General features: G+C 40.4%; 8 protein-coding genes, 8 tRNA genes and 2 pseudogenes. 5 read left to right on the plus strand and 13 right to left on the minus strand.

All coding sequences use genetic code 11. From position 1 onward, the window contains the following. The first annotated feature begins 124 nt into the window (after positions 1–124). Positions 125–1,093 (plus strand): IS30 family transposase, encoded by a 969-nt coding sequence (locus tag ACT3S9_RS09040; protein WP_086959932.1) that lies wholly within the window; start codon positions 125–127, stop codon positions 1,091–1,093. A 210-nt stretch (positions 1,094–1,303) separates the two neighbouring features. Here ACT3S9_RS09040 and ACT3S9_RS09045 read toward each other — a convergent pair. From ACT3S9_RS09045 to ACT3S9_RS09100, 12 genes are all read right to left on the minus strand, one after another. Next, positions 1,304–1,390, minus strand: a tRNA-Leu gene (locus ACT3S9_RS09045). Between the two features lie 35 nt (positions 1,391–1,425). After that, a tRNA-Cys gene (locus ACT3S9_RS09050) sits at positions 1,426–1,499 on the minus strand. Positions 1,500–1,517: 18 nt separating this feature from the next. Continuing rightward, positions 1,518–1,593 (minus strand) — tRNA-Gly (locus tag ACT3S9_RS09055). Positions 1,594–1,653: 60 nt separating this feature from the next. Beyond that, positions 1,654–1,740 (minus strand) — tRNA-Leu (locus tag ACT3S9_RS09060). Positions 1,741–1,779: 39 nt separating this feature from the next. Then, positions 1,780–1,855, minus strand: a tRNA-Gly gene (locus tag ACT3S9_RS09065). A gap of 78 nt (positions 1,856–1,933) precedes the next feature. After that, positions 1,934–2,020 (minus strand) — tRNA-Leu (locus ACT3S9_RS09070). Between the two features lie 37 nt (positions 2,021–2,057). Beyond that, a tRNA-Cys gene (locus ACT3S9_RS09075) sits at positions 2,058–2,131 on the minus strand. A 27-nt stretch (positions 2,132–2,158) separates the two neighbouring features. Continuing rightward, positions 2,159–2,234 (minus strand) — tRNA-Gly (locus ACT3S9_RS09080). Between the two features lie 141 nt (positions 2,235–2,375). After that, positions 2,376–2,921: a CDP-diacylglycerol--glycerol-3-phosphate 3-phosphatidyltransferase gene (gene pgsA, locus ACT3S9_RS09085; RefSeq protein WP_441833781.1), complete on the minus strand. Its 546-nt coding sequence runs from the start codon at positions 2,919–2,921 to the stop codon at positions 2,376–2,378. 40 nt (positions 2,922–2,961) lie between these two features. Continuing rightward, positions 2,962–4,785 (minus strand): excinuclease ABC subunit UvrC, encoded by a 1,824-nt coding sequence (gene uvrC, locus ACT3S9_RS09090; protein WP_441835184.1) that lies wholly within the window; start codon positions 4,783–4,785, stop codon positions 2,962–2,964. A gap of 8 nt (positions 4,786–4,793) precedes the next feature. After that, positions 4,794–5,444 carry a UvrY/SirA/GacA family response regulator transcription factor gene (uvrY, locus tag ACT3S9_RS09095; protein WP_441835183.1) on the minus strand — a complete coding sequence of 217 codons (651 nt, stop codon included), beginning with the start codon at positions 5,442–5,444 and terminating at the stop codon, positions 4,794–4,796. A 108-nt stretch (positions 5,445–5,552) separates the two neighbouring features. Continuing rightward, a complete protein-coding gene (locus ACT3S9_RS09100; RefSeq protein WP_441835182.1) occupies positions 5,553–6,704 on the minus strand; it encodes a dicarboxylate/amino acid:cation symporter in 1,152 nt (383 codons plus the stop codon). Between the two features lie 243 nt (positions 6,705–6,947). Here ACT3S9_RS09100 and cysK point away from each other — a divergent pair, with 243 nt between their 5' ends. Then, positions 6,948–7,916 carry a cysteine synthase A gene (gene cysK / locus ACT3S9_RS09105; RefSeq protein ID WP_441835181.1) on the plus strand — a complete coding sequence of 323 codons (969 nt, stop codon included), beginning with the start codon at positions 6,948–6,950 and terminating at the stop codon, positions 7,914–7,916. Between the two features lie 51 nt (positions 7,917–7,967). Further along, a pseudogene (locus ACT3S9_RS09110) lies at positions 7,968–8,344 on the plus strand (hypothetical protein). Between the two features lie 113 nt (positions 8,345–8,457). Here the strand turns inward: ACT3S9_RS09110 and ACT3S9_RS09115 are convergent. Further along, positions 8,458–10,737: an acyl-CoA dehydrogenase gene (locus tag ACT3S9_RS09115; protein WP_441835180.1), complete on the minus strand. Its 2,280-nt coding sequence runs from the start codon at positions 10,735–10,737 to the stop codon at positions 8,458–8,460. 121 nt (positions 10,738–10,858) lie between these two features. Between ACT3S9_RS09115 and ACT3S9_RS09120 the strand changes: the two are divergent. Beyond that, positions 10,859–11,356: pseudogene (locus ACT3S9_RS09120) on the plus strand (M2 family metallopeptidase); the annotation flags it as partial. A gap of 120 nt (positions 11,357–11,476) precedes the next feature. Further along, positions 11,477–12,445, plus strand: a complete 969-nt coding sequence (locus ACT3S9_RS09125) for an IS30 family transposase (protein WP_086959932.1) — start codon at positions 11,477–11,479, stop codon at positions 12,443–12,445. Positions 12,446–12,501 lie beyond the last annotated feature (56 nt).

Here is a 12,501-nt window from a genome sequence, read left to right on the forward strand (position 1 = left end):
CGACTAATTTCTTCTACTTTCAATGAATTATTAATTCCTAAATTCGGATAATAAGTGCAATTTCTCAGATTAGATGGCCAGCTGTTATAATTCGGCCATTTTCTCGCCAAAGGAAATTGCTTTAATGAAATATAAACAGCTGACACAAGAAGAAAGATACCAGATTTACGCGTTAATAAAAGCAGGAAATAACCAAAAGCAGATAGCTGAAGAACTAACTCGTTCACCGTCATCTATTTCTAGAGAGCTAAAACGCAATAAAGGACTTAAAGGCTATCGGCCTAACCAAGCCAATAACTTTGCTGAACAAAGACGTAAGTCATCTTTCAAAGCAAGTAAGTTAACAGAGGACGTCACTCACTGGATTAATAAATTGTTGCATGACGGACTTTCCCCTGAGCAAGTGGCAGGCCGCTTAGCTTTAGAGAAACAGGTCGTTTTACATCATGAAACAATTTATCAATATATTTACAGAGACAAGGCTCGTGGTGGCAAGCTACATAAGACACTCACTCGTGCATGTAAAAAGTATAAAAAACGCTATGGAAGCTATGATAAACGTGGACAGATAGTTAATCGAGTCAGCATTGATGAACGCCCAAGTATTGTGGATTCAAAGTCTAGGATTGGTGATTGGGAGGGCGATACAGTGATAGGTAAAGGGCGTAAAAATGCGCTTGTCACAATGGTTGAACGTAAAACGTTATATACAGTCGTTCACAGAATTGAAAGCAAGCATGCGAAAATAACAGCCGATGCGCTGATCACGTGTATGACACCATATAAAGGTAAGGTTATTACCGTGACGTTAGATAATGGAAAAGAGTTTGCTCACCATGAGCATGTTGCACAAAAATTAGAAGCTGATGTGTATTTCGCTCATCCCTATTCATCATGGGAGCGGGGCATAAATGAGAATACCAACGGCTTACTTAGACGCTTCTTCCCCAAGGGAACTGACTTTATGGCGCTAAGTGAAGCAGAGATACAGGCGGCAGTTGATAAGCTCAACCATCGGCCAAGAAAAACAAGAGGGTATAAAACCCCTCATGAATTATTTACGGGGCAATCAGAAGTTCTGGTGGCTGCATAATGATTGCACTTAATACTTGAATTCAAGATTGAAGAGGCAACCATTGCAATGGGTATTAATACATGCAAAATGGCCAAACAGGCGATTATACAGTCCCCATTGGCTAATACCTTATTTAAATTTTCATTATAGTGCTCAGATACGAAATGATATTAGTATAATGTATGCGGATATGAATATGGGTATTATTTACATAACGGAAGTAAAAAGTGGTGCCCGGAGCCGGACTTGAACCGGCACGCCCTGTTGAGCGAGGGATTTTAAATCCCTTGTGTCTACCAATTCCACCACCCGGGCATCGGGCTGCTCTATGAGCATGTGGAGCAATTAAATGGAGGCGGAACCCGGAGTCGAACCGAGGTAGACGGATTTGCAATCCGGTGCATGGCCACTCTGCCATTCCGCCTTAATAATTCCAAATAATTGGAGCGGCACACGAGGCTCGAACTCGTGACCTCGACCTTGGCAAGGTCGCGCTCTACCAACTGAGCTAGTGCCGCAAATACTAAAAATTAACTTATAAGTTTGAATTGCACTTTAGTTATGCAACATCCATATATTGGTGCCCGAGGCCGGACTTGAACCGGCACGCCCTGTTGAGCGAGGGATTTTAAATCCCTTGTGTCTACCAATTCCACCACTCGGGCATCGAGTTTGCTACTAAAAGCAAGTGGATAAAACTAATATGGAGCGGCACACGAGGCTCGAACTCGTGACCTCGACCTTGGCAAGGTCGCGCTCTACCAACTGAGCTAGTGCCGCATCATATTAATTCTAAACATAACAAAGTTATATTATTTATTATATATTACACATTGGCAATGTAATAAAACCACAAAGTGGTGCCCGAGGCCGGACTTGAACCGGCACGCCCTGTTGAGCGAGGGATTTTAAATCCCTTGTGTCTACCAATTCCACCACTCGGGCATCGAGTTTGCTATTTAAAGCATGTGGAGCGTTGAAATGGAGGCGGAACCCGGAGTCGAACCGAGGTAGACGGATTTGCAATCCGGTGCATGGCCACTCTGCCATTCCGCCCCAATGTCGGGGTAACCTTAGATAACTTGGAGCGGCACACGAGGCTCGAACTCGTGACCTCGACCTTGGCAAGGTCGCGCTCTACCAACTGAGCTAGTGCCGCATACATCAATCATCTTGGGGCTGTGCCCTCTCAACACGGACGCATTCTACAGAGATTATTAAACGCGTCAATACAAAAAATGCTAGTTTTGGACTGTTTGCTTATTTTTTATCTAAAACGGTCTGTTATTAGACATTTACGTTAATTTTTAGTCAGTTCCCCCCATGCAGCGAACAAATATTGTAGCATTGAGCTTAAGGTTAAAAAGGTTGCTATATAAAGTAATGCATAGCTTAAATAAACCATCCAACTATCAAATTGCCAGATCAAACCAATGATAGCGAGCATTTGCGCTGCGGTTTTTGTTTTGCCCATATTCGATACAGCAACATTATCGCGCTTGCCTTGTCCTGCCATCCATTCACGAAGTGCAGAAATAACAATTTCACGGCTGATAATCACCAACGCTGGAATAGTCATATACAAAGATTGATAATAACTAGATAAAGCAACCAATGCAGCACATACCATTACCTTATCGGCAACAGGATCTAAAAACGCGCCAAACGGTGTTGATTGATCAAGCCTACGTGCAAGGTAACCATCAAGAATGTCGGTTATTGAGGCGAACAAAAAAACAAAAGCCGCAACAAAAAAAGCCCATGAGTAAGGCAAATAAAATATCACCAAAAAAATGGGGATAAGAAAAAGTCTAAAGGTTGTGAGTGTGTTTGGAATATTCCACATAACTACTTGGAGATGTCTTTTTTTATATTCGCATGAAGGACTACGCCTTGTCATGCAAATGATTAAATATCTTCTCAGCCATATCAGGGCTGATCCCAGGAACTTGTTTCAGTTGTTTTATATTAGCAGCTTTTACCCCTTGCATGCCCCCTAAATATTTTAATAATACTTGTCGACGTTTTTGTCCTACGCCACCGATTTCTTCTAATAGTGATTGTGTGCGCTGTTTTTGGCGTTTATTACGATGTCCTGCTATTGCAAAACGGTGTGACTCATCACGAATATGTTGAATTAAGTGCAGCGCTGGCGCATCAGAATCAAGTGGAATTGTTTTACGGCCACCATCAATTAATAACGTTTCTAGGCCTGGCTTCCTGCTTGTGCCTTTTGCAACACCTACTAACAAAGGTACTTTAGTATGCGACCAAGTTTCAAAATATTGCTCTGCTCTACCTAACTGCCCTTTACCACCATCAATAAAAATAACATCAGGGATTTTTTCTTCATCTACTAATTTGTTATAGCGTTTATTAAGCGCAAATTCCATTGCAGCATAATCATCGCCACCAGTGATGCCTGTAACATTATAACGCCGATACTCTTTATTACTAGGCCCTTGAGAATCAAACACTACACAACTTGCAACCGTGTTTTCTCCCATTGTATGGCTGATATCAAAACATTCCATACGATTGATATCATCAAGACGAAGTGTTTCTTTTAATTGCGCATAACGTTTATTAATTGAATCCTGCGCGCTTTGTTTCACATTGATACTGTTTAGTGCATTTTTAGTGGCCAGTTTGAGATATTGCGCTCGCTCACCCCGAGTAACCACTTTTAAACTAACTTTTCGCTCAGAAATAGACGAGAGTGCAGCACTTAGCACTTCATTTTCATTTGTCTCAAAAGGTAAAATAACCTCTTTGGCTATTCGTCCTGTTGCGCCGGTGGCTAAATAATACTGTCCCAAAAAGGAAGTAAGAATCTCTTGCTCAGAGGAGTCTTTAGGAACTTTAGGAAAATACGTTTTGCTGCCCAGTACTTTATGGTCACGGATCATTAATAAATGAATCGCGTTTAAGCCGTTTAAATGTGCAAAACCGACAACATCCATTTCGGCGTGACTACCTGATATAGACTGCTGTTCTTGCATTTTACGCAGTAACATTATTTGATCACGCACTTTAGCCGCGGCTTCAAACTGCAAAGCATTGCTCGCGTCTTCCATTTTCGTAATTAAGTCAGAAATTACTTCCTGAGACTTACCCATTAAAAATTTACGTACATAATCAACTTGCTCAGAATACGCCTCGTCCGTCACTTTATTTACACACGGTGCTGAACAACGTTTTAATTGATATTGTAAACAAGGCCGACTACGGGCGCGATAGTAAGCATCTTCGCATTGGCGTACAGGAAAAATCTTTTGCATTAAGCGTAAGCTTTCAGACACCGCTCCCGCACTTGGGAATGGTCCAAAATACTCACCTTTAGTTTTTCGACTCCCCCGATGAAATGAAAGTCTAGGGTGTTTGTGAGCCGTTAATAAAATATACGGATAGGACTTATCATCACGCAACAAAATGTTATAGCGCGGCTTATATTTTTTAATGAGGTTATTTTCAAGCAGCAACGCTTCTGTTTCGGTATTAGTAAGTGTGACTTCTATAGCTTCAATATTACTTACTAAAACGCGAGTTTTACTGTCTGTGATATTGCCGCGAAAATAGCTGGCAACGCGTTTCTTTAAGTTTTTAGCTTTACCCACATAAATAACTTGGCTCTCACTATCAAGCATCCGGTAAACACCGGGTTCACTTGAAAGCGTTTTTAAAAAATGCGCTGAATCAAACTCTGCCATAGGGCTAGTTAGTGCGAACTTTCTATATCGATCATCTTGTGGCGGATAGCTAAGTGCGTTAGCTCTACATCCCCCCCAACATTAAGCTTTTCAAACATACGATAACGATAACTGTTGACAGTTTTAGAGCTCAAGTTTAAACGTTCTGCGATATTCTGCGCTTTTTCACCTTTAGTGATCATTAACATAATTTGTAATTCACGTTCTGAAAGGCTTTGAAAAGGATTTTCATCAGTGCGTCCGGTGATTTGAGCTAACGCTATCTGCTGAGCTATTTCAGGAGCAATATAACGTTGACCAGCATTAACAGCACGAATAGCGTTAACCATTTCGTCAGAACCAGCACCTTTAGTTAAAAAGCCATGCGCACCAATTTGCATTACTTTACTTGGGAATGGATCTTCGCAGTTAACCGTCAGCACGATGATTTTAACATCTGGGCAATAGCGACAAATTTTCTTTGTGGCCTCAAGTCCACCAATGCCAGGCATATTCATATCCATTAACACAATATCGGGAGAGTGTTGACGACAAAATTGTACGGCTTCTTCACCTGTTTTAGCTTCACCAATCACTTTAAAACCACGAATATCATCTAAAATTCGTTTAATACCTGTACGAACAAGCTCATGATCATCAACTAAAAGTACATTAATCAATGGTACACCCTCAAAAAACCAAATATCTGCTTTGGCAACAACTTAATGCAGCAACATTAGCATAGAAAAGATAAAACGATAACTCTATTATGAATGCTTTCAACTAATTTATGAATCTGCTTTTTTGCTAAAGCGATCAACCCATAAAGCAATCACACCATCACCTGTAACATTACAGGCAGTACCAAAACTATCTTGCGCAAGGTAAAGTGCAATCATCAGTGCAACGGCACTGTCGTTAAAGCCGAGCATACTGGTTAATAGACCCAAAGCAGACATGACCGCCCCGCCTGGTGCTCCAGGGGCTGCAATCATAACCACTCCTAACATCATAATAAATGGCAACATATCTACCAATGAAGGAACATCCATACTCGGTGATAAAAACATTACTGCCATGGCACAAGTAACAATAGTGATTGTTGAACCCGACAAATGAATAGTTGCACACAAAGGTACGCTAAAATTAGCGACATCTTCTTGGACATCATTAGCTTTACTGGCACGTAATGAAATAGGAATCGTTGCGGCGCTCGACATAGTACCTAGTGCAGTAAAATAGGCTGGAAGCATGTTTTTAATTAATTCAATCGGGTTACGTTTTAATAATACGCCCGTACTAATATAAAGCACACTTAGCCATAACCAGTGCATAACAAGTGCAGCAACGAGCACAACACCGAATGTTTGTAGTGTCTCAAATACAGTACCTGCAACAGTCATTTCAGCAAATACACCGGCAATATAAAATGGTAAAGCAGGAATAATTACCTTTGCAAGTAAGGCATCAATTATATCTCGCCCTTGGTCAGATACTTTTTTAAGTGTCTCTAGCTGTAATTGGCTTATCCCAATACCAAATATAAATGCACTTGCAAGTGCAGTCATAACATCCATTAAAGGAGGGATTTTTAAATTAATCAAATTACTTAACGGTGTCGCTACTTCTGCATTGAATGTTAATCCACCATCAAATAGTGGAATAATTGCGCTAACAAGCATAAAAGCTAATGTACCCGCGATAATTGTAGAGCCATAGGCAAAGCCGACCGTTTTACCCAATAAATGGTTTGAGCCTTTAGGTAACCCAGCAATACCTGAAGCAATAAAAAATAAAATAATAAGGGGGATAGTAAAGGTAAGCAGCTGTCCGATAATTTCTTTTACCGTGTAGAGCAGCTCAACACCTGTTAGCGGCACATAAAGACCAACTAAAATACCCGCAACAATACCGGCTATTAATTTTAAAATTAAGTTCATAACGATCACTTCACTATTACAATAAGTAAGTTTTACCATGTTTTAATCTGCATGTGTTACAAAACCGCTCAACAACGGTTTGTTTGCGCAAAATATCAGCGGATCGTAAGCAATAGTCGAATAAATATATCTTATAGCCAAACTTTACTTTAATTTTTTTCAATCAGCAGTAAAGTGTGCTTATTAAATACTGATTTTAAAAATCAGTCCCGTTTGAACAAATTACACCTAAGGGAACATTCTATGTCTACAATTTTTGAAGATAACTCACTAAGTATTGGTAACACCCCCCTAGTTAAACTTAATCGCGTAACAGGTGGAAATGTTTTTGCTAAAGTAGAATCACGCAACCCAAGCTTCAGTGTAAAATGCCGTATCGGTGCCTCAATGATCTGGGAAGCTGAAGAGTCAGGTTTATTAACTAAAGATAAAGAGCTAATCGAGCCAACTTCTGGGAATACAGGTATAGCACTGGCATTTGTTGCCGCTTCTCGAGGTTATAAACTAACACTAACGATGCCTAATACTATGAGTCTTGAGCGCCGTAAGCTATTAAAAGCACTTGGTGCTAACTTAGTACTTACAGATGGTGCAAAAGGTATGAATGGCGCCATAGAAAAAGCTAAAGAAATTCAAGCCAGTGAACCTGGAAAGTTTATCTTACTACAGCAGTTTGAAAACCCAGCTAATCCTAAGATTCATTTTGAAACTACAGGCCCAGAAATTTTTTCAGCCACTGACGGAAAAGTTGACTTTTTTGTAGCGGGTGTAGGAACCGGCGGTACAATAACAGGTGTTAGCCGCTATTTAAAACTTGAAAAAGGCTTAGATGTTAAAGCAATTGCGGTTGAGCCAACAAACTCACCCGTTATTAGCCAAACACTAGCCGGTGAAGAAATTAAGCCCGGCCCTCATAAAATACAAGGTATTGGTGCAGGCTTTATTCCAGGTAACCTCGATTTAGAAGTAATTGATGGCGCTGAATTAGTTTCAAATGAAGATGCTATTGATATGGCACATCAATTAATGAAACATGAAGGTATCTTAGTAGGTATTTCTTCTGGTGCTGCGGTTGTTGCAGCTAAACGTATTGCTGAAAAACCTGAAAATGCGAATAAAAATATTGTGGTTATCTTACCAAGTGCTACAGAGCGCTACCTTTCAAGCCCAATGTTTGCTGAAGAATTCAGTGAAAAAGAAATGGTTCAATAAACAACCATTTCTTTATAATTAAAAAAGGGTGGCTAAGCCACCCTTTTTTAATTGCTTAACGCTTGTGGTGACTTAAAAACACCACAAGGTGAGAGTAATACGCCTGATAACAGCGCTGCGCTATTTTTTGATATTCTTTATAACCAACAAGGTCTTGAAAAAGCTAGCACTATGGCTCCCTAAAATGGCAAGAATAATGAAGTCATACGGCACACCTAACCAGTTCGTCCGTAACTTAGTTAACATGCAATATGACAATGTGGTAAATATGAGTTTACGTGAGCAATATGGCGAAGAAGTCGATATTAATCTGATTTTTACCGGCCAATTTAATGGGTAATAAAGTGGATGACATGCGCAGCGTTAAAATGATCCGCAAAAAAGGCAGTTGGTATATTAAAAGAATAGCTATCTTTTTCCCTTATTAAAAGCAATGTAAATCGCTGTTCAACCAATCCCCCGTTAAACGCTGAATTCTATATACCTAAAAAAGGCCTTGCTATCTACAAGGCCTTTTAGGTTTATTCTTAATAAGAGAATGCTACAACTCACCTTCTTTAAAGTTATCGACGGCTATCGCCTTTTTTCGTAACTCATTAGCCGCTTGCATTTGCTTAGCCGTTGCATCATCAATTAGCTCATTAGAGGCAGCAGAAATAATTGCATCTTCAATATTTAAATTGTGTTCCAATTTACCTGCACGTTGCCACTTTTTAAGTTGTTTAAATTGCTCACGGGTTTCTTCCATGGCAATAAACGCGTTTTCCATAATGCCTGTACCGGCATTATCATCTACATGGCATAAGTGCGTTAAGCGGTTACGAAACACACCGGGTTTAGTCATGTGATCACACATTGTTTTTGCAATATCATCACTTGGGCTGTGGTAATGGTTTCCAACCGGGAACACTATGCGTTTGAGTATAAAATTAACGACCGGGTTCGAGAAATTTTTAAAGAACCCATCAAACGCTTGGCCTATTTCAAACAATGAATGCTCAACAGCATATTTAACAAAAGGTAAATCCGCTTGCTGACGTCCTTCATCTTCATAACGCTTTAAAACAGTTGATGCTAAGTACAAATGACTTAATACATCACCTAAGCGAGCTGAAATCATTTCTTTTCGTTTTAGCTCTCCACCTAATACCAACATGGCAACATCGGTAGTGAAAGCAAGGCCTCGGCTCATACGCCCTAGTTGCTTATAGTAATTAGCTGTTTCGCCAGATACTGGTGATGATGCAAAAACACTTCGAGTTAAACCATGAGTGAATGCCATACCCGCATTCGTGGCAGCAAATAAAATATGCTCCATTAACAGTGAATCAAATTCTTTCAGCGCTAAATCACCATCTTCCATCGCCGCGGCATCCATTTCTTTAAGTACAAATGGATGGCAGCGTGTCGCGCCTTGACCAAATATCATCAAATTACGGGTAAGAATATTCGCCCCTTCAACAGTAATTGACACAGGTATACCCATATAGCCATGCGCAAGGTAGTTATTTGGCCCAACCTGAATTCCTTTGCCTGAATGAATATCCATCGCATCATTCATCACTGTACGCCCCATTTCGGTCATGTGATATTTTGCTATTGCAGTTACCACCGACGGGCTTAATTTTAAATCTATAGCCCCTGCAGTCATCAAACGACAAGACTCCAGTGCATACGTTAACCCGCCTATACGGGCTAATGATTCTTGCACTCCCTCAAAATGACCGATTGATAAACCAAACTGTTGACGGACCATCGCATAAGCTGACGTCATACGCGCTGCTAAATGTCCTGTTGCACTGCTTAATGCAGGTAAAGAAATTCCACGCCCAGCACTTAAACATTCAACCAGCATACGCCAACCACGACCAGCGCCTTGCTCCTCGCCAATGATCCAATCAATAGGAATAAATACATCTTCGCCATAAGTGGTGCCATTCATAAAAGCCATATTCAGTGGATAATGACGTTCACCTGTTTCAACACCAGGGTGGTCGGTAGGAATAAGTGCACAGGTAATGCCCAGCTCTTTATCATCGCCCAATAAACCATCAGGGTCATACATTTTAAAAGCTAAACCAAGCACTGTTGCAACCGGCGCCAGTGTTATATAGCGCTTTGACCAATTAAGCCTAAGCCCTATCACTTGTTCACCATTAAACTCGCCTTTACAGACCACCCCTGAATCAGGAATGCTGCCGGCATCAGAACCCGCCTCTGGACCGGTGAGAGCAAAACAGGGAACATCATCCCCCTTAGCAAGGCTTGGTAACCAGCGCTGTTGTTGCTCTTTTGTACCATAATGTAAAAGGAGTTCTCCAGGTCCTAAACTATTGGGTACCATTACAGTTACCGCAGCAGTTAAGCTTTTAGTAGCAATTTTTGCTACTATGGTTGAGTTAGCAATAGCTGAAAACTCTCGTCCACCAAATTTTTCAGGGATGATCAGCGCAAAAAAGCCTTCCACTTTTAAGTAATCCCAAACCTCTTTTGGTAAGTCTTTATCTTTTTGAACAATTTGGTAGTCGTCAAGCATACTAAGTAATCGCACCACTTGCTCATCTAAAAAAGCTCGCTCTTTGTCACTTAGTTCAGGTTTTGGGTATTTATGTAATTGTTGCCAGTCTGGATTACCACTAAATAATTCACCATCCCACCATACATCACCAGCTTCCATTGCTTCTCGCTCTGTTTGCGAAAGCGGCGGGAGTACCTTTTTAAACATTTTAAATGCAGGTCGAGTGATAAGGTTCATACGGATATCTTTCACCGCAAAAATAACCACTACCACAACAACCACTAGTAGAATAAACACTGACATAGATACTATCCTTCACGTTTCTGGTAAATATTGATAATTTAATTATGACCTATCCCTGTATAAATACAATCTCAGTGTAAAGCTATCTTTGCTCATAATTAAAACGGCTCAATATATGCTAGTCACCTTAATATGCACAATTCCACGTTCCATACAGAAGCTTAATATTAAGACATTCGATAAAGTTACGTTTATTTCATTTGGTTTATTAAAAGATCAATGGCGTTGGAAAGTTTTCTGATCAAGTAGCGCCTGAAAACTAAAATCAAGCGTGCTGGGATTCAAGTGAGAAGTACCAAGGTGTAGAAGCCCCCTTATACACATTATTTTTAGCGCATATTCTACAGTTTGATTTTCATCGTAGCTTATACGAAATCGCGGGAAACAAAGAAGCTATTCATCGTTGCTCGGTCTATAACTCTAATACCGCCATAGAAAAACTCAAAGCCAGGTTAGAAGTGGGGTCAAGTCGTCCTTGTCAAGAAGCGCTTTAAACCGCGACGGGAAAGTCTGAAATGAATGCTACCGCCCTACTAGGTTATTTTCCCGGTTACAACAATACCTTGATGAGCAAAACAAAGTTCATCAAGGTGGTGGTAAGTTTATTAGCCTTATTTAAAGATTAATTAAAAGTACTTACAAAAAGCCCGTCCTAAATTCGGATAATAAGTGCAATTTCTCAGATTAGATGGCCAGCTGTTATAATTCGGCCATTTTCTCGCCAAAGGAAATTGCTTTAATGAAATATAAACAGCTGACACAAGAAGAAAGATACCAGATTTACGCGTTAATAAAAGCAGGAAATAACCAAAAGCAGATAGCTGAAGAACTAACTCGTTCACCGTCATCTATTTCTAGAGAGCTAAAACGCAATAAAGGACTTAAAGGCTATCGGCCTAACCAAGCCAATAACTTTGCTGAACAAAGACGTAAGTCATCTTTCAAAGCAAGTAAGTTAACAGAGGACGTCACTCACTGGATTAATAAATTGTTGCATGACGGACTTTCCCCTGAGCAAGTGGCAGGCCGCTTAGCTTTAGAGAAACAGGTCGTTTTACATCATGAAACAATTTATCAATATATTTACAGAGACAAGGCTCGTGGTGGCAAGCTACATAAGACACTCACTCGTGCATGTAAAAAGTATAAAAAACGCTATGGAAGCTATGATAAACGTGGACAGATAGTTAATCGAGTCAGCATTGATGAACGCCCAAGTATTGTGGATTCAAAGTCTAGGATTGGTGATTGGGAGGGCGATACAGTGATAGGTAAAGGGCGTAAAAATGCGCTTGTCACAATGGTTGAACGTAAAACGTTATATACAGTCGTTCACAGAATTGAAAGCAAGCATGCGAAAATAACAGCCGATGCGCTGATCACGTGTATGACACCATATAAAGGTAAGGTTATTACCGTGACGTTAGATAATGGAAAAGAGTTTGCTCACCATGAGCATGTTGCACAAAAATTAGAAGCTGATGTGTATTTCGCTCATCCCTATTCATCATGGGAGCGGGGCATAAATGAGAATACCAACGGCTTACTTAGACGCTTCTTCCCCAAGGGAACTGACTTTATGGCGCTAAGTGAAGCAGAGATACAGGCGGCAGTTGATAAGCTCAACCATCGGCCAAGAAAAACAAGAGGGTATAAAACCCCTCATGAATTATTTACGGGGCAATCAGAAGTTCTGGTGGCTGCATAATGATTGCACTTAATACTTGAATTCAAGCGTGTTAATAACACGGGCTTTTATATTTT

This window comes from Pseudoalteromonas sp. AOP31-A2-14 (assembly GCF_052378035.1).
Lineage (GTDB): Bacteria > Pseudomonadota > Gammaproteobacteria > Enterobacterales > Alteromonadaceae > Pseudoalteromonas.